General features: G+C 65.2%; 23 protein-coding genes. 4 read left to right on the top strand and 19 right to left on the bottom strand.

Annotated elements, in window-relative coordinates; translation table 11 throughout:
• Positions 1-2 precede the first annotated feature (2 nt).
• From L2D01_10265 to L2D01_10285, 5 genes are all read right to left on the bottom strand, one after another.
• Positions 3-1,016 carry a RelA/SpoT domain-containing protein gene (locus L2D01_10265; protein WBQ09280.1) on the bottom strand — a complete coding sequence of 338 codons (1,014 nt, stop codon included), beginning with the start codon at positions 1,014-1,016 and terminating at the stop codon, positions 3-5.
• An 8-nt stretch (positions 1,017-1,024) separates the two neighbouring features.
• The gene (locus L2D01_10270; protein WBQ09281.1) at positions 1,025-2,557 is read right to left on the bottom strand and encodes an acyl-CoA carboxylase subunit beta; all 1,533 of its coding nucleotides are present in this window, start codon (positions 2,555-2,557) and stop codon (positions 1,025-1,027) included.
• Positions 2,558-2,628: 71 nt separating this feature from the next.
• Positions 2,629-3,237 carry a TetR/AcrR family transcriptional regulator gene (locus L2D01_10275; protein WBQ09282.1) on the bottom strand — a complete coding sequence of 203 codons (609 nt, stop codon included), beginning with the start codon at positions 3,235-3,237 and terminating at the stop codon, positions 2,629-2,631.
• 69 nt (positions 3,238-3,306) lie between these two features.
• The gene (locus L2D01_10280) at positions 3,307-4,275 is read right to left on the bottom strand and encodes a hypothetical protein (GenBank protein WBQ09283.1); all 969 of its coding nucleotides are present in this window, start codon (positions 4,273-4,275) and stop codon (positions 3,307-3,309) included.
• Between the two features lie 90 nt (positions 4,276-4,365).
• On the bottom strand, positions 4,366-5,091 hold the full coding sequence (locus L2D01_10285) for a TlyA family RNA methyltransferase (GenBank protein WBQ09284.1): 726 nt from the start codon (positions 5,089-5,091) through the stop codon (positions 4,366-4,368).
• Positions 5,092-5,289: 198 nt separating this feature from the next.
• Between L2D01_10285 and L2D01_10290 the strand changes: the two genes are divergently transcribed.
• Entirely contained in the window at positions 5,290-5,499 is a 210-nt protein-coding gene (locus L2D01_10290; protein ID WBQ09285.1) for a cold-shock protein, read from the top strand.
• A gap of 89 nt (positions 5,500-5,588) precedes the next feature.
• On the opposite strand, the gene L2D01_10295 is transcribed toward L2D01_10290, so the two are convergent.
• The 8 genes from L2D01_10295 to coxB form a co-directional block, all read right to left on the bottom strand.
• Complete coding sequence (locus tag L2D01_10295) at positions 5,589-6,305, bottom strand: SURF1 family protein (protein ID WBQ09286.1); 717 nt, start codon at positions 6,303-6,305, stop codon at positions 5,589-5,591.
• A complete protein-coding gene (locus L2D01_10300) occupies positions 6,302-6,628 on the bottom strand; it encodes a DUF983 domain-containing protein (protein WBQ09287.1) in 327 nt (108 codons plus the stop codon). Before L2D01_10300 ends, L2D01_10295 begins: the two co-directional genes overlap by 4 nt.
• Before the next feature lie 79 nt (positions 6,629-6,707).
• Complete coding sequence (locus L2D01_10305; protein ID WBQ09288.1) at positions 6,708-7,586, bottom strand: cytochrome c oxidase subunit 3; 879 nt, start codon at positions 7,584-7,586, stop codon at positions 6,708-6,710.
• Between the two features lie 96 nt (positions 7,587-7,682).
• The gene (locus tag L2D01_10310) at positions 7,683-8,261 is read right to left on the bottom strand and encodes a cytochrome c oxidase assembly protein (protein ID WBQ09289.1); all 579 of its coding nucleotides are present in this window, start codon (positions 8,259-8,261) and stop codon (positions 7,683-7,685) included.
• Positions 8,258-8,428: a hypothetical protein gene (locus L2D01_10315; GenBank protein ID WBQ09290.1), complete on the bottom strand. Its 171-nt coding sequence runs from the start codon at positions 8,426-8,428 to the stop codon at positions 8,258-8,260. The genes L2D01_10310 and L2D01_10315 overlap by 4 nt, the downstream gene beginning before the upstream one ends.
• Positions 8,429-8,432: 4 nt before the next feature.
• Positions 8,433-9,467, bottom strand: a complete 1,035-nt coding sequence (gene cyoE / locus L2D01_10320) for a heme o synthase (GenBank protein ID WBQ09291.1) — start codon at positions 9,465-9,467, stop codon at positions 8,433-8,435.
• A gap of 27 nt (positions 9,468-9,494) precedes the next feature.
• Positions 9,495-11,114: a cytochrome c oxidase subunit I gene (gene ctaD / locus L2D01_10325; protein WBQ09292.1), complete on the bottom strand. Its 1,620-nt coding sequence runs from the start codon at positions 11,112-11,114 to the stop codon at positions 9,495-9,497.
• An 11-nt stretch (positions 11,115-11,125) separates the two neighbouring features.
• Positions 11,126-11,992, bottom strand: coding sequence for a cytochrome c oxidase subunit II (gene coxB / locus L2D01_10330; protein WBQ09293.1), 867 nt, complete (start codon positions 11,990-11,992; stop codon positions 11,126-11,128).
• Positions 11,993-12,259: 267 nt separating this feature from the next.
• Between coxB and L2D01_10335 the strand changes: the two genes are divergently transcribed.
• The 3 genes from L2D01_10335 to L2D01_10345 all read left to right on the top strand — a co-directional run bounded on the left by L2D01_10335 (position 12,260) and on the right by L2D01_10345 (position 15,324).
• Positions 12,260-12,820, top strand: a complete 561-nt coding sequence (locus L2D01_10335; protein ID WBQ09294.1) for a tetratricopeptide repeat protein — start codon at positions 12,260-12,262, stop codon at positions 12,818-12,820.
• A gap of 117 nt (positions 12,821-12,937) precedes the next feature.
• On the top strand, positions 12,938-13,783 hold the full coding sequence (gene aguB, locus L2D01_10340) for an N-carbamoylputrescine amidase (GenBank protein ID WBQ09295.1): 846 nt from the start codon (positions 12,938-12,940) through the stop codon (positions 13,781-13,783).
• Positions 13,780-15,324, top strand: coding sequence for a GNAT family N-acetyltransferase (locus L2D01_10345; protein WBQ09296.1), 1,545 nt, complete (start codon positions 13,780-13,782; stop codon positions 15,322-15,324). The genes aguB and L2D01_10345 overlap by 4 nt, the downstream gene beginning before the upstream one ends.
• Before the next feature lie 278 nt (positions 15,325-15,602).
• Here L2D01_10345 and gmk read toward each other — a convergent pair whose 3' ends face one another.
• The 6 genes from gmk to fabG all read right to left on the bottom strand — a co-directional run bounded on the left by gmk (position 15,603) and on the right by fabG (position 20,684).
• Positions 15,603-16,259, bottom strand: coding sequence for a guanylate kinase (gmk, locus tag L2D01_10350; protein ID WBQ09297.1), 657 nt, complete (start codon positions 16,257-16,259; stop codon positions 15,603-15,605).
• 6 nt (positions 16,260-16,265) lie between these two features.
• A complete protein-coding gene (locus L2D01_10355) occupies positions 16,266-17,153 on the bottom strand; it encodes a YicC family protein (protein WBQ09298.1) in 888 nt (295 codons plus the stop codon).
• On the bottom strand, positions 17,150-18,199 hold the full coding sequence (gene mltG, locus L2D01_10360) for an endolytic transglycosylase MltG (GenBank protein WBQ09299.1): 1,050 nt from the start codon (positions 18,197-18,199) through the stop codon (positions 17,150-17,152). Before mltG ends, L2D01_10355 begins: the two co-directional genes overlap by 4 nt.
• A gap of 16 nt (positions 18,200-18,215) precedes the next feature.
• Positions 18,216-19,505 (bottom strand): beta-ketoacyl-ACP synthase II, encoded by a 1,290-nt coding sequence (fabF, locus tag L2D01_10365; protein WBQ09300.1) that lies wholly within the window; start codon positions 19,503-19,505, stop codon positions 18,216-18,218.
• A 20-nt stretch (positions 19,506-19,525) separates the two neighbouring features.
• Positions 19,526-19,765: an acyl carrier protein gene (locus L2D01_10370; GenBank protein WBQ09301.1), complete on the bottom strand. Its 240-nt coding sequence runs from the start codon at positions 19,763-19,765 to the stop codon at positions 19,526-19,528.
• A gap of 181 nt (positions 19,766-19,946) precedes the next feature.
• A complete protein-coding gene (gene fabG, locus L2D01_10375; GenBank protein WBQ09302.1) occupies positions 19,947-20,684 on the bottom strand; it encodes a 3-oxoacyl-[acyl-carrier-protein] reductase in 738 nt (245 codons plus the stop codon).
• Positions 20,685-20,709 lie beyond the last annotated feature (25 nt).

The raw sequence follows: 20,709 nt of genomic DNA on the forward strand, positions 1-20,709 counted from the left end.
TGTTATTTTAGCAGATTTATCCCCGCATCAATATACCTTAAAAAATCTGTTGTATTCGAAAAATAATTTCTAAAAACATTTCGAATACTTTTTACATTATCAGCCTCGACCAAAACCACATCAGCCTGATCTGCCAAATCTTTCTCTGCTTTATTATAAAATTTGACCGCATCCTGCCAATGCGAGAAGCTGTGAGCTGTCAACGGCAGCTTTCTGTCGGCCCGATAAATAAGGACTGTCGATGCTTCAGCCTTCAGTTTGGGTTGAGACCGCCGCGCTGATCGCATAAGCCTTCGTATATTTAACTGCTGGTCAAGCGCCTCAAAATGATAAACAATTTCTTCTGAAGATAGTTCCGCTAAGTACGAAGGCTGACCCTCTCGAGTACGCGCAATGATTTCGCTCGCAAGCAGCCAATAACGTCGGTAGGCATCAGCGCCTTCCCCGAACTTGGCTCTGCCTTTTGTTAACAGATCACCCGTCTCGACACCGGTCGCCCATACATGTTGTGCTTTTGTGCGCAACTGAATCTCGATGCGAAGCCCTCGCCAAGGCTCAGCCCCGCGTCCACGCGGAACAAAAGAATAGACCAAATGTATCCCGCGATACCCCGTCTCCTTTGGCCGCTCGACATAGTCATAGCGATCCGGATCATGGGTTAGTTTGTGACTCCACCGAGCTTTTAAAAGCTGATCTCGAAATTGATAGAGTGACTTTATCGTGGGAAAAATCACTCGGCATCCAGCAATGTCGTTCATGCGGGCAAGGTGCATTTCCGGTTGACGCGTCAGCTTGTCAACGATTGTCGGAAAACGCTTGAGCCGTTGGCCAACCGGGTACTGAAACTCTTTACAACGATTGCGAAGATTCGCCTGGAAAACGTTGATGACCCGCCCATGCGCCGCACGCCAATTCGCAAGCACAACCTCGTCATGCTCAGTCGCGGTCCCTGCACGGAAACGATCTCCCGAGCGGTCAACCTCGCCTTTCGAAAAGCCGGGTTCAGGAAATGACACGCCCCCCCTCACAACGGAATATTATCGTGCTTTTTCCACGGATTGGTCAGTTGCTTGTTGCGCAGGGTGCGCAGGGCGCTGATCAGGCGCAGGCGGGTGTTGCGGGGCAGGATGACGTCGTCGAGATAGCCGCGCGCGGCCGCCACGAAGGGGTTGGCGAAGCGGTCTTCGTATTCCTTGGTGTGGGCGGCCATCTTGCCGGGGTCGCCGAGGTCGGCGCGGTGGATGATCTCGGCGGCGCCTTTCGCGCCCATCACCGCGATCTCGGCTGAGGGCCAGGCGTAATTGATATCGCCGCGCAAATGTTTCGACGCCATCACGTCATAGGCGCCGCCATAGGCCTTGCGGGTGATGACGGTGAGCTTGGGCACCGTGGCCTCGGCATAGGCGAACAGAAGCTTGGCGCCGTGCTTGATCAGGCCGCCATATTCCTGGCGCGTGCCGGGCAGGAAGCCGGGCACGTCGACGAAGGTAATGATCGGGATTTCGAACGCATCACAGAAGCGCACAAAGCGCGCGGCTTTTTTCGAGGCGTCAATGTCCAGCACCCCGGCCAGCACCAGCGGCTGGTTGGCGACAAAGCCCACGGTCTGGCCCTCAAGGCGCCCGAACCCGATGACGATATTGGCCGCATACGACGGCGCGATCTCGAAGAAATCGCCTTCGTCGGCGGTCTTCACGATCAGCTCGCGGATGTCATAGGGCTTGTTCGGGTTGGGCGGGACCAGCGTGTCCAGGCTGTGCTCCATCCGGTCGGGCCTGTCGGCCACCGAGCGCACGGGCGGCTTCTCGCGATTATTGAGGGGCAGGAAGTCGATCATCCGGCGCACCTGGATGAGCGCCTCGATATCGTTCTCGAACGCCGCATCGGCCACGCCGGACTTTTTGGCGTGCACCGACGCCCCGCCCAGCTCCTCATGGGTCACCACCTCGTTGGTGACGGTTTTGACCACGTCCGGGCCGGTGACATACATGTAGGAGGTGTCCTTCACCATGAAGATGAAGTCGGTCATGGCCGGCGAATACACGTCCCCGCCCGCGCACGGCCCCATGATCACGCTGATCTGCGGAATGACGCCTGAGGCCAGCACATTGCGCTGGAAGATTTCCGCGTAACCGCCCAGCGCGTCCACGCCTTCCTGGATGCGCGCGCCGCCGGCATCGAACAGGCCGATGATGGGCGCGCCGTTTTTGAGCGCCGCGTCCTGCACCTTGCAGATCTTGCGCGCATGGGCGAGCGAGAGTGAGCCGCCGAACACCGTGAAATCCTTGGCGAAGACGTAAACCAGCCGGCCATTGATGGTCCCGGACCCGGTGACCACGCCGTCGCCGGGGATTTTCTTGTCGGCCATGCCGAACTCGGTGCAGTCATGCTCGACAAACATGTCGAACTCTTCAAACGAGCCGGGGTCCAGCATCACGTCGATGCGTTCGCGCGCGCTCAGCTTGCCCTTGTCGTGCTGGGCCTTGATGCGCTTTTCGCCTCCGCCCATGCGCGCAGCGGCGCGCCGGCGTTCGAGCTCATCGATGACAGCTTTCATGAATCGGTCTTTCCCGCGCAGATCGTGTGCCGGGCTTTAGCTAGCACCGGCGCGCCCGGCTCGGCAAATGGTCAGGCCGCCGCCAGCGGCCACAGATGGGCGAACAGGCGCGCGCCGGCCGGCGCCTCGGCCTCAGTGTCCGCCAGCGCGGTCTCGATGGACCGGTCCGCCGCGCCCAGCATCAGCTGGGCCAGCGACGCATCATCCACATCGGCCCGCACCGAGCCGTCGCGCTGACCATTGCGCAATATGTGCGACACGATGCGCAGGCGCTGGCCGCGCCAGTCGGGATCGCCGGCATCCCAGGTGCTGGGCGGCAGGTGCAGCCACAGCGCCTTGGCCGCGTCGGCATGGGATCTGGCGAACTCGCACAGCGCCCCCAGCACGCCCTGCAGGCGCGCCTTCACGCCAATGGCGGTGCGCGAGGCATGGTCCATGGCCGCGACCAGCGCCTCCAGATCGGGCGCCAGCACGGCGGCTGGCAGGCCGTCCTTGCCGCCGAAATATTTGTAGAGCGTGGCGAGGCTCAAGCCCGCCGCCGCCGCGGCCTCACGCATCCCCAAGCGCTCCAGCGGTCCCTGGCTCATCAGCCCCAGGATCGCCGTGCGCGCCTGTTCGCGCTCCACGGCGTCGAGTGATCGTCCTTGCGCCCTCTGGACGCCGCCGGCCAACGCTGTCATGGGAGCCCCCCCGCTCCGGAACCATAGACACAGGCGGGACCCGGCAAGCCGCGTCCCGCCCCGTCCAGACTATTCCGGTTTGCGGAAGCGCAGCGTCATGCGGTCGGTTTCCCCGATCGCCTGCGCTTCTTCGCTGTCGCTGCTGGGCATGCGCGTCCACACGCCGCCATCGGCGTCAGCCGGGTCGTTCGGATTGGCGTTGATCTCGGACGAGCCTTCAAACACGAAGCCGCGCGCTTCGAACGCCGCGATCAGGTCGGCCTCACGCATATAGCCGCGGCTGCCATCGGCGCGGTCATCGGCCTCGTCCGCCGGCGCGCGGTGCTGCACCACGCCCGCGACGCCGCCCGGCGCCAGCAGGGTCCAGGCGTCATTCACGGCCATCTCCAGATTGCCGGTACGGGCCATGTTGTGCAGGGCGCGGATGTACAGCACCCGGTCAGCCGTGCCGGCCATGTCGTCAGACACCTCGCCAAAGCGCGCCATGCCATCGACCTGGCCGCCCCAGGCCGCAGCCTGCACCGGGAAGGATTGCTCCAGCCCGGCCGCAGCCGCGCGGCGCTCGTCGGTCATGCGGTCGCCGAAGAGCGCCTCCAGCACGGACATGGGATAGTTGATGGCGACATAGCGGCCAGAGGTTTCCGTGTAGGGCAGAAGGATGCGGGTGTACCAGCCGCCGCCCGGCAGGGCCTCGACCACGGTGTGGTCCGGCTGCACGTCAAAGAAGGCCAGCGTTTCAGCCGGGTTGCGCCAGTCATCGCGGGCGCGGTCGCCATCACGGCGCGCATCGGCCAGCACATCCTCAAGGCTCGCGCCTTCGGCGGCGTCGCCGGTCATCGCGTCCGCCGCGTCTGCGGTCTCGTCAGCGACGTCCTCGGCGGCGTCCTGCATCGTTTCGGCGCTGTCTTCCATGGCGGCGCCCGCGTCTTGCGCACCTTCTTCCATGGCGCCCGCGCTGTCCTGATTGTCCTGAGCCGGTTCGGCGCAGGCAGCCAGCAAAGCGGCGGCGGCGATAGTGGTCATCCAGATCGATTTCATGATTATTCTCCTGTTAGCCCTCAGGCTGGCGCACGGTATAGCGCAAGCGCGCCACAAAATCGCCCCCTTTTCGAGTGCGCACGCGCCCGCTCAGCACGATTTTTCGGCGTGCACCAGCGTCTCCTGATTGCCGTCCGACCCGGTCACCGGGCTCGGCGCGCGGCCCGTCACGCTCCAGCCCAGGGCGCGCAACCCGGCCTGCACCCCGTCCAGCGCCCGCGCCGCTGCATCGCCGTCGCGCACCACCCCGCCCTTGCCGACAAACGCCCGCCCGACTTCGAATTGCGGCTTGAACAGCGCCACCAGATGCGCGCCCGGCGCGGCCAGCTCCAGCACTGCCGGCAACACCTTCATCAGGCCGATAAAGCTGGCGTCGCACACGATGAGGCTGGGCGCTTCAGGCAAATCGGCAAGCGTCAGCGCCCTCGCGTCCCGCCCTTCAAGGCTGGTGAGGCGCGCCTCGTCGTTCAGGCTCGGATGAAGCTGGCCATGGCCCACATCCACCGCCGTGACATGACGCGCGCCGCGCGCCAGCAGGACCTGGCTGAAGCCCCCGGTGCTGGCGCCGACATCGAGGCACACACGCCCGGATGGATCGACGGCGAAGGCGTCGAGGCCCGCCACCAGCTTCAGCGCCGCGCGGCTGACATAGGGGTGGGCGGGTTCTGCCTCCACCCGCGCGCCGTCGGCAATAGTGCGTGAGGGCTTGTCGATGATCTGGCCGTCCACACGCACGCAGCCCGCCATGATCGCGGCCTGGGCGCGGGCGCGGGTGTCGAAATATCCGTGTCGGACGAGATACTGGTCGGCGCGCATGGGGGGTCACTATCGCGAGATCGCAGGCATGGTCAGGGAATGCATTGCTTTTGTGAAGCCGCCGGTGTATACGCTGTCAGTCGATTTTTGGCCGGTTACTTTGGCCGCGTAGTTACGCGCTTCCCGAACGATCCCCCGAAATCCGATGTCACCTGCCCTCTCGGGGGCGTTTTTTACTCTGTATATAAGGAATACCCCATGGCTACGGGAACGGTTAAGTGGTTCAACACCACCAAAGGCTACGGCTTCATCCAGCCTGACGACGGCGGCAAGGACGTGTTCGTCCACGCCAGCGCCGTTGAGCGTGCTGGCATGGGCCCGCTTCAAGAAGGTCAGCGCCTTCAGTACGAAGAAGCGCGCGACCAGCGCACCGGCAAAACTGCCGCTGCGAACCTTGTGGCGGCTTGAACCGCTAACTGACCTAACGGTTGGGCAAAAGCCCCCGGATCCTAGCGGGTCCGGGGGTTTTTCTTTGCGCGGATGTCAAAGATCTGAGACTAGCCGCGCCGCCGCCAGCCGATCCGCCCGCGCGTGACATTGAGCGCGATCCAGACCCCCAGAAGCGCCACCGCCATCAGATACCAGGTCAGCGCATAGGCGCCGTGGCGTTCAGGCGGCGTGGCGGTGATCCAGTCTGGAGGCGTTCCGTCATCGACCGCCAGCCACCAGTCCGCCATGAGCGATCCGGGCGCGAGCTCCAGCGACGCTTCCATACTGGCCGCATCGAAGGCGTAGAACTCGGCTTGGTCCGGCGTATCCGCCGCGCCGAACACGCCCCGGCGCAAGGGCGGCTCCAGCCGCAGGCCCGCGCGCGCTGCGCGCACATCCGGCGCTGTGGCGGCTTCGGTCGCGGCGGTGGCTGCGCTCAGGGGCGCAAATCCGGTCTCGATCAGGATGAAGCCATCAGCCGCACAGTCCGGCAGCGGCGCAGGCGCGAACAGTCGCCAGCCCGGCGCCCCGGCGGCGCTGCGCCCGAACACCCGCACCACACGCGCGTCATCAGGCTGCGCCCCGGCCACCGGCTGACCGGCGCGCGGCGCGTCGCACACGGCGTCCAGCGTGGACGGCGGCGCGTTGGTGATGGCGGCATGCTCGGCCAGCAGGCCCTGCTTCCAGCTGCGCCGGTCCAGCTGCCAGCCGCCCAGCGCCAGCAGAAGCGCCAGCGCCATGACGGTGAGCAGGGTCAGGACCGGATAGGGGCGGAAGAGGATCATGGCGCGCCGCCGCCATCATGGCCGTCATCGCTGCCGTCAATCCGCCCCTCTGCCGCTGCGTGCTGGTGCTGCAGGGCAAACATGATGGCGCGGAAGGGGCGCATCAGCGCCAGGCTCAGCCCCGCCGTCAGCGGCAACCAGATCAGGAAGTGAAGCCAGAGCGGCGGGCTGAACACCACTTCGGCCACCAGCGCCATGGGCACCACGATGAATCCGACGGCGAACATGATGAAGACGGCCGGGCCGTCGCCGGCATCCTCGCCGGAAAAGTCGAGGCCGCAGGACGGGCAATGATCAGCGAATTTCAAAAAGCCCGCGAACAATGCCCCCTCCCCGCAGCGCGGACAGCGTCCGCGTAAGCCTGCGAGAAAGGGGTTTGTCTGTGTCACCTGGCGCGGCGGCCTATTGATAGGCGACGTAGATGAATACGAACAGGAACAGCCAGACCACGTCGACGAAGTGCCAGTACCAGGCCGCCGCCTCGAAGCCGAAATGCTTCTGCGCGCTGAACTGCCCGGCCATCAGGCGGATTAGGCAGACCGCCAGGAAGATCGTCCCGATGATCACGTGGGCGCCATGGAAGCCCGTGGCCATGAAGAAGGTCGCGCCATAGAGATTGCCGGAGAAGTCGAAATAGGCGTGGGTGTACTCATACACCTGCACGCAGGTGAACAGGAGGCCCAGACCCACGGTGAGCGCCAGGCCCAGCTTCGCGCCCTTGCGGTCGCCATGCTGCAGCGCGTGGTGCGCCCAGGTGACCGTGGTGCCCGACAAAAGCAGGATCAGCGTGTTGATCAGCGGCAGGTGGAAGGGATCGAAGGTTTCGACGCCCGGGGGCGGCCAGGTTTCCCAGCCCGCAAAGTCAGCGCCGATGGGCGCGCCATCCCAGCCGGCGCCGGCGCGAACCTCGTGGAACAGGGCCAGCTCGAAGAACATCCAGAACCAGGCGGCGAAGAACATCACTTCGGATACGATGAACAGGATCATGCCGTAGCGCAGGCCCAGATCAACCACCGGCGTGTGATCGCCCTGGCGCGATTCCTTGATCACATCGCCCCACCAGCCGATCATGGTCCAGCCCACGATCAGGAAGCCCAGCACCATGATCCAGGGCTGGCCGGCGCCCAGGAAGAAATGCGCCCAGCTGGCCTCGTCCATGACCAGGCCCTTGGTCAGCACGACAAAGCCGATCGCCAGCACGAACGCGCCCAGCGAGCCCACGAAGGGCCACGGGCTGGGATCCACCAGGTGATAGTCGTGTTTGACGGCGCCGCCAGCCATGCTCATCTCCAAACCAGTCTGTTCACGCGAACGCGCTTTGCGCGCGGTGTATAGCCCCGGGCATGCCGGTCATCAATCGCTCCGCGGCGCCCATGTTCAGGACGCTCCGGCCACTTCCAGAGCGCGCGAGTCGCCTGCGCGCCAGAACGTATAGGACAGGGTGATCGTGCGCACGTCGTCGAGCTGCCGATCCTCATCCATTTGCGGATCGACGAAGAAAATCACCGGCATGTCGACCGTTTCGCCCGCCGCGATTGTCTGCTCGACGAAGCAGAAGCATTCCAGCTTGGAAAAATACGTCCCCGTCTTGAACGGCGCGACATTGTAGCTGGCCACGCCCGTCACCGGCTCGGACGAAGTGTTGGTGACGCGGTAGAAGGCCAGCGCCGTCTCGCCCAGGCGCACGCGCAGGGTGCGCTGCAGGGGCGTAAACTCCAGCGGCACGCCGCGCGCCAGCGAGGCGTCAAAGCGCACAATCACTTCGCGGTCGATGATCTGGCCGGGATCGTACTGGGCCACTTGCGTCGTGCCGCCATAGCCCGTCACCCGGCAGAACAGATCGTAGATCGGCACCGCGGCGTAGGCCATGCCCACCATGCCTGCGACCAGAGAGGCGCAGATCACCACGACGCGCGTATTGCGCTGCAAACCGTTGAACCAGCTGGTGAGGCTCATCCCGCCGCTCCCGCATTCCAGTTGGACGTCATCTGCACGACGGTCGTCAGGAAGATCAGGACCACGAAGGCGACCAGGCCAAACGCAATGGCCCCATTGCGCTTGTTGCGGGCGGCTTCCTGCTCGGGCGTCAGCTTGACCGTGGGTTTGAACTCGTCCTGGTTCATGGCGCTACCCCGCCCCGCCCGGAAGCGGCCAGTAGGCGCCCGCGCCATGCTCGACCAGCAGGGCGGCGAACAGCAGCGACAGATGGGCGATGGAATAGGCGAACAGATCGCGCGCCGACTTGTCGCCTGCGCGCACAGCATACAGCTCATCCTCGGCGCCCGGCGTATCGCCCGCGCGCGAGGCATGGACCCGCAGGGCCAGCAACGCGAACAACGCGCCGCCCAGACCCGCCGCAATGGCGTACATCCAGCCGCCCAGGCCCGTGACCAGCGGTCCCGCCGTCGCGGCGAGATAGAGCGCGGTATAAATGAGGATCTGGATGCGGGTCGATTTGGCGCCGCGCGCCACGGGCATCATCGGCACGGACGCGGCGGCGTAATCGCCGGACTTGTACAGCGCCAGCGCCCAGGAATGGGGCGGCGTCCACAGGAAGATGATGGCGAACAGGATGATCGCGTCCATGCTGACCGACCCCGTCGCCGCCGCCCAGCCGATCACCGGAGGGAAGGCGCCCGCCGCGCCGCCAATGACGATATTCTGCGGCGTCAGGCGTTTCAGCCACATGGTGTAGATCACGCAGTAGAAGGCGATGGAGAAGGCCAGCAGGCCCGCCGCCACATAATTGGTCGCCATGCCCATCAGCAGGACCGAGGCGAGACTCATCACCCCGGCGAACGTGTAGGCTTCGGAACGCGGCACACGGCCCGTGGGCACGGGGCGCCGGCGCGTACGCTTCATCACCGCATCGATATCGGCGTCATAGGCCATGTTGAACGCGCCCGCGGCGCCCGCGCCCACGGCGATGCACAGAATCGCAATGGCCGCCGACAGCGGATTCATCGCCACCGGCGCGGCCACGAGGCCGGCGAGCCCAGTGAACACCACCAGCGCCATGACGCGCGGCTTCATCAGGGCGATGTAATCGCCCACGCCCGAGCCGGCGACCGGCGCGGGCGCGGTGGCGGCTTCGATGGCTTCGGGCGGCGCTGCGTGTGCAGCGCCGCCCGGGTCCAGTGATATCGACGGTGTTGTCGTCACGACAGGCGTTCCAATCGGGCCCTTGGCCTATTTGATCCGCGGCAATTCATTGAACTGGTGGAAGGGCGGCGGAGAGGACAGAGTCCACTCCAGCGTCGTCGCGCCCTCGCCCCAGGGATTGGCTTCCGCCGGACGCCGGCGGATCGCAGCTTCGATCAAGAGGACGAAGAACACGATCATCCCCGCGGCCATGATCACATAGCCCACTGACGAGACCATATTCCAGTAAGCGTGGCCGTCTGCGAAGTCGACATAGCGCCGCGGCATGCCCTGCAGACCCAGGAAGTGCTGCGGGAAGAAGATCACGTTGGCGCCGATGAAGAACAGCCAGAACTGGGTCTTGGCCAGGATGGAGCTGTATTTCACGCCCCAGATTTTCTCGAACCAGTAATAGAAGCCCGCGAAGATCGAGAACACCGCGCCCAGGCTCAGCACATAGTGGAAGTGCGCCACCACGTAATAGGTGTCGTGCAAGCTGGCGTCGATGCCGGCATTGGCCAGAACCACGCCCGTCACGCCGCCCACAGTGAACAGGAAGATGAAGCCGATGGCCCACAGCATGGGCGTGCGCAGGCTGATCGACCCGCCCCACATGGTCGCGATCCAGGAGAAGATCTTGATGCCCGTGGGCACAGCAATGATCATCGTCGCGGCGACGAAATACGCCTTCAGGTTCACGTCCATGCCCACGGTGTACATGTGGTGGGCCCACACGATGAAGCCGATGAAGCCGATGGCCACCATGGCGTAGGCCATGCCCAGATAACCGAACACCGGCTTCTTGGAGAAGGTGGACACGATGTGGGAGATCATGCCGAAGCCCGGCAGGATCAGGATGTACACCTCGGGGTGGCCGAAGAACCAGAACAGGTGCTGGAACATCACCGGATCGCCGCCGCCAGCCGGGTCGAAGAAGGTCGTCCCGAAATTGCGGTCGGTGAGCAGCATGGTCAGCGCGCCCGCCAGCACCGGCACGGCGAGCAGCAGAAGGAAGGTCGTCACCAGCATCGACCACACGAACAGCGGCATCTTGTGCAGGGTCATGCCCGGCGCGCGCATGTTGAAGATCGTGGTGATGAAGTTGATCGCGCCCAGGATCGAGCTGGCGCCGGCGATGTGCAGCGACAGGATCACAAGATCGAACGCTGGACCATTATGCCCAGATGTCGACAAGGGTGGATACATCACCCAGCCGCCGCCAAACCCGTCCTCGCCGCCCACGCCCGGCACGAACATGCTGATGATCAGCAGCGTCAGGGAGAAGGGCAGCAGCCAGAACGAGATATTGTTCATGCGCGGGAAGGCCATGTCCGGCGCGCCGATCATCAGCGGCACGAACCAGTTGCCGAACCCGCCGATCATCGCGGGCATGACCATGAAGAAGATCATGATCAGGCCGTGCATCGTCACGATGACGTTGTAGTTATGCTCATTGCCCCAGAAGCCGCCATTGAAGACCTGGAGACCCGGCTCGGCCAGCTCCCAGCGGATCAGGCCCGACATCACGCCCCCGATAACCCCCGCGATGATCGCGAAGATCAGGTACATCGTGCCGATGTCCTTGTGGTTCGTGGAATAGACCCAGCGCTTCCAGTCCAGAAGGCTGGGGCGGTGATCGTCGTGGGCGGCGGCGGAGGAGGAAGACATGGGCGCTTTCCTTAACGGGCGGAGGCCAGCTGCGCGTCACCGCGCAGCGAGTCATAATAGGCGGTGAGGACGTCGATGGCGCCATACGGATCAGCCTGGGCGGCCTCGGTCCACGCGTCGAACACCTCTTGGGGCACCACGTGCACCTCAATCGGCATGAAGGCGTGGCGGATGCCGCAGATTTCCGAGCACTGGCCGTAGAAAATGCCCTCTTGCGTGGCCTGGAACCAGGTCTCGTTCAGGCGGCCGGGAATGCCGTCCATCTTGATGCCGAACGAGGGAATCGTCCACGAGTGGATCACGTCCGACGCCGTCACCTGCATGCGCACCACGGCATTGACCGGAACCACCACGGGCACATCGGTGGTCAGGTTGCGGTGCGCGGTGAAAGGGTGCTCGGCCAGGAATTCGTCATTCACCATGCTGGACACGAACTCGAACCCGCCATGGTCGGGGTATTCGTAGGTCCAGTTCCACTGATTGCCGGTGGTCTTGATGGTGAAGTCCGCTTCGGGGATCACGTCCTGATCGTACAGCAGGCGGAAGGACGGCACCGCGATCAGCACCAGAATCAGGATCGGCACGACCGTCCAGAGCACTTCCACCGTCATGTTGTGGCTGAATTTCTTCGGCTCGGGATTGCGCTTGTGGCTGAAGCGCACCATCGCCCAGACCAGAAGGGCCAGCACAAACAGGGAGATGCCGAAAATGATGATCAGCAGAAGCGTGTGGAAGCTGTAGATCTGGTCCATGATCGGCGAGGCCGACGGCTGGAAGCCCAGATCGCCGTCAGTGGGAATGCCCACAGGCGTGCCCGACGCCGCGGCGGCGAAGCTGATCAGAACGGCAAGAGCGGCCGGAACGGTCGAGAAACGCATGGTTCCCCCAGGGATTTGAACTGTTTACGACTCGGACCCGATGAAGAGCCCTTCGTCAGCGGGACGGTATATACGCCGCCTTGGATACGCTGTCAGGGGCGGTATAAGCGCCTTTTTGTCGCAACGCTTTAGGTTTTTTCACCCGGATGGCGCCTGTCCGGCGCTGGCCGCAGGGGCGCGGGTTTGCTAGCCTGCACGCCGATCAGCCGCCACAGACTGCATGAGGACGCCGCCATGTTGAAATCGCCCGCCAGGAGCCTGAAGACAATGGCCGCACTGATGACCGCTGCGGTCTTCGCCGCTCTGGCGAGTGCGCCCGGCGCGCTGGCCCAGGCGCGCGGCGGCGGCGATCCGGTACTGGAGACCGCCCGCGCCGAATGCGAATCAGCCGCCCGCGCCAGCGCCCCGCCCGCCCGCGCGCTCGGCGCATGCGATCTGGTGCTGCGCGCTGAGGGCCTCATCCCCGCCGACCGCGCCACCGCCCTGACCAATCGCGGCGTCATCGCCCTCAAGCGCAATGACGTGATGGCGGCGCGCACCGATCTGGAAGACGCGGTGCGTGAGGACGCTTTGCTGGGCGAAGCCTGGCTCAGCCTGTCGGCGGCGCGCATTCGCGCCGGCGACAACGACGCGGCCATCGAGGCGGCCCGCGAAGCCGGAGAGCGCGGCGCCGATCCGGCGCTGGTGCGCTTCAATATCGCCATCGCGCTGGAGCGCTCGGGCCGCTATGACGACGCCTACGACGCCTATGTCGAAGCCGCGCGCCTCGACCCGGACAACCGGCTTCTGGCCGCCCAGCCCGCGCGCTTCGTGCGCCATCAGGGCTGATCGCGGGGGCTCCTCCGCCGGCCGCCTGAGCCGACCACCCGGGATGACCCCGGAGCGGGCGCGTGCTAGGCGTGCGCCCATCGCCGCCAGCTTTTCACAAGGGATGTCCGCCCGCCCATGAGCGACACGATTCATATCGCCGTCCTGCAGAGCGCCTTCAGCCTCGACATGGACGAGAACATCAAGACCGTCTCGGAACTCGTGCGCGAGGCCGCCGGACGCGGCGCGCAGGTCATCCTGCCGCCCGAACTGTTCCAGACCCATTATTTCTGCACCAGCCAGGAAGAGCGCTGGTTCGCCCACGCCTGGCCGGCCATGGAGCATCCGTGCGTCATCGCGATGCAAACCCTCGCCGCCGAGCTCAATGTCGCCATCCCGGTCTCCATCTTCGAGCGCGAGGGGCCGCGCTATTATAATTCGCTGGTCATGCTCGACGCGGGCGGCCAGGCGCTGGGCGTCTACCGCAAGAGCCATATCCCCGACGGGCCGGGCTATCAGGAGAAGTACTATTTCCGCCCCGGCGATACCGGCTTCAAGGTCTGGGATACCGCGTTCGGCCGCGTCGGCGTGGGCATTTGCTGGGACCAGTGGTTTCCTGAAGCGGCGCGCGCCATGACACTGATGGGCGCGGAGGTGCTGCTCTACCCCACCGCCATCGGGTCGGAGCCCCATGACGGCAGTCTCGACACCGCCGCGCGCTGGCGCCGGGCCATGCAGGGACACGCCGTGTGCAATGTCATCCCCGTCGGCGCGGCCAACCGCATCGGCGACGAAAACGGCCAGGTCTTCTACGGCACCAGCTTCATCTGTGACCATACCGGCGACGTGCAGGCCGAACTCGGCCGCACCGATACCGGCGTGCTCGACGCCCGCTTCGACCGCCGCTTCCTCGACACCCACCGCGCCGCGTGGGGCTTTTTCCGCGACCGGCGGACGGATCTGTACGGACCCCATTTTTCATGACCCTGAACCAACGCACCGCCAAGCTGACCCTGCGCAACGCCACTCTGGAGGATGTGGACGCGATCCTGGGTCTGCAGGCGCGCGCCTATCCCACCATGACGCCCGATCCGCCCTCGATGATCCGCGGCCAGATCTCCGCCTTCCCCGAAGGCCAGTTCATCGTGGAGTTCGATGGCGAGGTGGTGGGCTGGTGCGCGAGCTTCATCATCGACGAGGCGGCCGCGTTTGCGCCCCATGACTGGGCGGGCATCACCGGGGGCGGCTTCGCCGCGCGCCACGATCCTGACGGCGAGTGGGTCTATGGCATGGAGGTGGCGGTGGACCCCGCCCGGCGCCGGCTGCGCATTGGCGAGCGGCTCTATGTGGCGCGCCACGCTTTGTGCGAGGACTGGGGCCTGAAAGGCGTGGTGTTTGGCGGGCGGCTGTCGGGCTACAAGCGCAAGCGGCGCCTGTATGACACGCCCGAAGCCTATCTGGCCGCCATCGAGGCGCGCGAGCTGCGCGACGGCGTTTTGAATTTCCAGATGCGCATGGGCTATGAGCCCGCCGGCGTCCTGCACAATTACTATCCAGAAGACGCCGAGGCAGGCGGGCACGCCGCCCTGATGGTCTGGCGCAACCCGTCCTACGCCGAAGGCCAGGGACCAGGCCGCCTGCCCTCGCCCAACACCGTGCGCGTGGCGGCGGTGCAGCTCAAAACCCGCGCGGTGGAGAGCGTCGCCGAGTTTGAGCGCACGGTGGAGTTCTTCGTCGACACCTGCGCCGAATATGACGCCGATTTCTGCGTCTTCCCGGAAATGTTCACCGTGCCCCTGCTGGCGCTGGAAAAGCGCAAACTGAATGCAGAGGACTCCATCGCCACGCTGACGCGCCACACCAAGCGCTTTGTCAATTTCATGAGCGCGCTGGCGGTGCGATACAATATCAACATCATTGGCGGCTCCCACCCCACCGAGACCGAGGACGGGGATATCCAGAACGTCGCCTATGTCTTCCTGCGCGACGGCTCGATCCACACCCAGGAAAAAATCCATCCCACGCCCAATGAGCGCTTCTGGTGGAATATCCGCGGCGGCGACACGGTGGCCGCCATCCCCACCGATTGCGGGCCCATCGGCGTGCTGATCTGTTATGACAGCGAGTTTCCCGAGCTCGCCCGGCGCCTGGCCGATGAAGGCGCGAAGATCATCTTCGTGCCCTACGCCACCGATGACCGGCCGGGCCATCTGCGGGTGCGCTATTGCGCCCACGCCCGCGCCATCGAGAACCAGCTCTATGTGGTGACGGCAGGCAATGTGGGCAATCTGCCCGGCGTGGCCAATATGGACGTGAACTACGCCCAGTCGGCCATCATCACCCCCTGCGACTTCCCCTTCGCCCGCGACGGCCTGGCCGCCGAAGCCAGCGAAAACGTCGAAACCATCGCCGTGGCCGATCTGCACATGGACTCCCTCGCCGAAGCCCGCCGCTCCGGCACGGTAAGGAATTTGCGCGACCGGCGGTTTGATTTGTACCGGATTGTTTGGACGGATCGGGGGTAGGCGTTCCTTGTCCTCCCCCGCTTGCGGGGGAGGTGGTCCGAAGGATCGGAGGGGGGTATTTCGCCCCTAACGACTGTTTTCCCGGAAACCGCGAAGCGGTTGTCCGGGACCCATCCCGACATGTCTGAACTGCCTCGACAATGGGAAGGCTTGGTGGGTGGGTCCCGGGTCTCGCTACGCTCGCCCGGGAAAACAGATTTGATTCAAGCGATCAGCCCTTCCCCCCCTCGGCCCTTCGGGCCACTCCCCCCGCAAGCGGGGGGAGATGAAGACCCCCCCTACTCCTCCATCAACTCCCCGACAAACCCGTCAATCCACGGATGGCGCGGGCGGCGGAGGCGTTCGGCGTGGAGGATCTGGTTGAGCTTTTCCAGCGCCCGGGCGAAATCGTCATTGACCACCACATAGTCGTACTCGCTCCAGTGGGCGATTTCCGACTTGGCGCGCTCCATGCGGCCATTGATGATCTCGTCTGAGTCCTGGGCGCGTTTCTTGAGGCGCTCGCGCAGCAGCGTCAGCGAGGGCGGCAGGATGAAGATGCGCACCACATCGTCGGGCGCCTGCTGCGTCAGCTTGCGCGCGCCCTGCCAGTCAATGTCGAACACCACGTCGCGGCCATCCTCCAGCGCGTCCTCCACCGGGCCGCGCGGCGTGCCGTAATAATGGTCGAACACCTTGGCCCATTCATAGAATTTGCCGTCAAACGCCTGTTTGAGGAATGTGTCCTCGTCGGTGAAGTGATAGTCCACGCCGTCGCGCTCGCCGGGCCGGGGCGCGCGGGTGGTGGTGGACACCGACAGGACGAGATCGGGGTTCTGGGCGATCAGGCGCTGGGACAGGGTCGTCTTGCCCGCGCCCGAGGGGCTGGACAGCACCAGCATCAGCCCGCGCCGCTGGCCGCGATAGGCAGGGCCTGTCAGGTGATCGCCGGTCATGCGCGTCTACTCCACATTCTGGACCTGCTCGCGCAGGCGGTCGACGGCGGCTTTCAGCGCCAGACCGATCCGGGTCAGCGCCGGATCGCCCGATTTAGAGCACAGCGTATTAGCTTCGCGGTTAAATTCCTGGGACAGGAAATCGAGCTTGCGTCCCGACGGGCTGCCGCCTGCGATCAGGGCGCGGGCGCTGTCGATATGGGCGGCGAGCCGGTCCAGCTCCTCGCGGATATCCGCCTTCACCGCCAGCATGGCGGCTTCCTGGGCGAGGCGTTCGGGATCGAGCCCGCTGGGGAGCAGCTCGGCGAATTTGGCCTCGATGCGCGCCTTGATGGCGGCGGGACGGACCGCGTCCAGCGCGGCGGCCTCGCGGGTCAGCGCCTCGATTTCATCGAGATGGCCGGTCAGCACCGCGCCCATGGCCGCGCCCTCAGCCTCGCGCGCGGCCTGCAGCATGGCCAGCGCCGCGTCCGCGCAGGTCAGCGCATCGGCGACCAGCGCCTCATCCGGTCCGGTCTGGACTTCGGCGTCCTCGGCCAGGATCACGCCCTTGAGCGCCATCAGCTCGCCGGCGCTGGCGGGCTGCGCCAGTCCCTGATCGCTCAACGCCTTGGCGGCGCGGGCATAGGCCCCCAGGCGCGCCTCATCCACGCGCACGCCCGCATCACCGGCGGTGCGCGAGAGCGTCACCGTCAGCGTCACCGAGCCGCGCTGGAAACGGGCGCGGGCCATGTCGCGCAGCGGGATTTCCAGCGCATCCATGCCGGACGGCACGCGCAGGCGGAAATCCAGCCCCTTGCCATTGACCGAGCGCGCCTCGACGCTCAGCACGCCATAAGGCCCTTGCGCCTCGGCCCGGCCAAAGCCGGTCATGCCTGACAGGGGCGCGCTCATCGCCGGCCGCCCGCGCGCTCGCGCTCGATGCGCCGCCAGGCCGCCACATTGCGGTTATGCTCGGCATAGGTGGCCGAAAAGGCATGCCCGCCCGTACCGTCGGCCACAAAGAACAGATAATCGCTCTGCGGCGGATTGATCACCGCCAGGATCGCATCCCGGCCCGGATTGGCGATGGGCGTCGGGGTCAGGCCATTGATATGATAGGTGTTGTACGGGTTGTTGGTATTGTCCAGCTCGGACCGGCGAATGCCCCTTCCCAGCGGCTCGCCCTGCGTTATGCCGTAAATGATGGTCGGATCGCTCTGCAGGCGCATGCCCCGGCGCAGACGGTTGACAAACACCGACGCCACCAGCGGCCGCTCGGACGCCACGCTGGTTTCCTTCTCCACGATCGAGGCGATGATGATCGCCTCTTCCGGCGTGGTGTAAGGCAGGTTCTCGGCGCGGTTCGGCCAAGCCTGCGCCAGCAGCTCATCCTGCGCGGACTCCATCCGGTCGATCACGGCCTGACGCGTGGTCCCGCGGTCCACCATGTAGGTTTCAGGCAAAAGCGCACCTTCAGCCGGGATGCGGGTGATCTCGCCGGTCAGCACGTCGGAGGCTTCCACGATGCGCACGATCATGGCGGTGGTCAGGCCTTCAGCCGCGGTCACCGGATGCATCAGCGTGCGGCCCTCGCGCAGCAGGGCGTAGATGTCGCGCATGGAGGCGGCCTGCGGAATGCGGTACTCGCCCGCCCGCAAGTCACGCTCGCCCTGGTCGATCTGCACCATCAGGCGGAACAGGCGCGCATCCTCGATCACGCCCTCGCGCTCCAGCTGGCCGGCGATGGCGATCAGCCCGGCGCCGCGCGGCAGCATCAGCGTGGTCTCGGTCGCCGACGGTCCGGGCGCCTCGAATTGCTGATTGACCCAGACCCAGCCGCCATAGGCGGCGGCCGCCGCGATCAGCGCCGTGGCGAGCAGGCCGCCCGCCAGCCAAACGAGCACGCGCGCGAACCCGCCTGATTTGCGTTTGGGCGATTGAGTGGATGCATTGCCCATCGGATGGCCCCCCGGCCTATCCGGCCCGCTTGAACACAACAGACGCGTTGGTGCCGCCAAACCCGAAGGAGTTGGACAGCACAGCGTCGAGATGCTTTTTCACAGCCTTGTGGGGCGCCAGATTGATCGGGCTCGCCACCGACGGATTGTCGAGATTGAGGGTGGGCGGGCAGATGCCGTCGCGCATGGCGAGGATGGAGAACACCGCCTCCACCGCCCCGGCGGCGCCCAGCAAATGGCCGATGGACGATTTGGTCGAGCTCATCACCAGATCGCCGGCGGCGTCGCCGAACAGGCGCTCAACTGCCCCTAATTCGATCTCGTCGCCCTTGGGCGTGGAGGTGCCGTGGGCGTTGACATAGCCGATGTCCGAGGGCGCCAGTTCCGCGCGGGCCAGCGCCGCTTTCATGGCGCGGAAGCCGCCATCGCCATCTTCGGCGGGCGCCGTGATGTGGTGGGCGTCGCCCGACAGGCCATAGCCCGCCACTTCGGCGTAAATCGTCGCGCCGCGCGCCTTGGCCGCTTCGTATTCTTCCAGGATCACAACGCCCGCGCCCTCGCCCATGACGAAGCCGTCGCGGTCCTTGTCCCAGGGGCGCGAGGCCTTCTGGGGCGTGTCATTGAAGCCCGAGGACAGCGCACGCGCCGCCCCGAAGCCGGCGAAGCCAAGCCGCGTGATGGCGCTTTCGGCGCCGCCGGCCACCATCATGTCCGCATCGCCATAGGCGATGAGACGGGCCGCATCGCCAATGGCGTGCGCGCCGGTGGAGCAGGCGGTGACCACGGCGTGGTTGGGGCCTTTGAGGCCATGACGGATCGAGACATGGCCGGAGACCAGGTTGATCAGCATGGCCGGAATCACAAACGGCGACAGCTTGCGCGGGCCGCGTTCGTGAAGCGTGATGGAGGCGTCGTAAATGGTCTGCAGCCCGCCAATGCCCGAGCCGATCATCACCCCGGCGCGTTCGCGCGCTTCATCATCCGCCGGTTCCCAGCCAGACGACTTCAACGCCTCGTCCGCTGCGGCGATGCCGTAGAGGATGAAATCGTCGATGCGCTTCTGTTCACGCGGATGCAGGACGGCGTCGGGATCGAACACGCCGGGCATGTCCGGCGATCCGCCCGCGCGCCCATCGGCGCGGGGGATGATGCCCGCCACATGGCTGGACAGATCCTCGACCTCGAAATGCCCGATGCGGGACAGACCCGAATGGCCGGCGATCAGCCGGGACCACACATGGTCCACCCCGCATCCCAGCGGCGTGACGAGACCGAGACCTGTGACGACAACGCGGCGTCTGGACATGCTCAAGGGCTCGTCCGGGACTATTTGCCGAGTTTTTCGGAGATGAATTTCACCGCATCGCCCACCGTCTGGATGGTCTCGGCGGCGTCATCGGGAATTTCGACGTCGAATTCCTCTTCGAACGCCATCACGAGCTCGACATTGTCGAGGGAGTCAGCGCCCAGATCGTCGATGAACGAGGCTTTCTCGACGACCTTGTCTTCTTCGACATCGAGATGCTCGACAACAATTTTCTTAACGCGATCAAAAACGTCGGACATGTCGGACCCTTTTCATATACATGCGGGCGACCCGGCGGGTCCCGCGGAACTGAACCGGCGCCAAGGCGGGGTCCACAAGCGAACCCCGTCGGCGGTAACGTGCGGGCAGATAGCACGCCTGATCTGACCTACGCCAGAGCGGGGCGCGATGGCAAGCCGCGTGTATGCTGCGAGCCAGCCCCTAGATCATCGCCATCCCGCCATTCACGTGCAGGGTCTGGCCTGTGACATAGGCAGCTTCCTCGCTGGCGAGGTAGACGCAAGCGGCTGCGATATCAGCGCCCTTGCCCAGCTGACCGGCGGGAATCGTGGTCAGAATCGCCGATTTCTGATCCTCGGTAAGGGCGTCTGTCATCGGCGATTCGATAAAGCCCGGCGCCACGCAGTTCGCCGTGACGTTGCGCGACGCAACCTCCATGGCGAGTGATTTGGTGAAACCGATCATGCCCGCCTTGGACGCGGCGTAATTGGTCTGGCCGGCGTTTCCGGTCACGCCCACCACCGAGGTGATGCCGATAATGCGGCCCCAGCGCTGCTTCATCATTCCGCGCAGCACCGCCTTGGACAGGCGATAGTGGGCCTCCAGATTGACCCGGATCACCAGATCCCAGTCCTCGTCCTTCATGCGCATCAAGAGCTGGTCGCGCGTAATGCCGGCGTTGGAGATCAGGATATCCAGCCCGTCCAGCGCCTCGGAGGCCTGCTTGGGCAGGGCGTCCACAGAGGCGGCGTCGGCCAGATTGCACGGCGTGATCACCGCGCGCTCGCCCAGCTCATCGGCCAGCTCGCGCAGCTTCTCTTCCCTTGTTCCCGACAGCGCCACATGGGCGCCGGCGCCGTGCAGCGCGCGGGCGATTTCAGAGCCCAGCCCGCCCGTGGCGCCGGTCACCAGGGCTTTCTTTCCAGTGAGATCGAACATTGTCAGCTCCTCAGAATAATTGGTT

The organism is Hyphomonadaceae bacterium ML37 (assembly GCA_027627685.1).
Lineage (GTDB): Bacteria > Pseudomonadota > Alphaproteobacteria > Caulobacterales > Maricaulaceae > Oceanicaulis.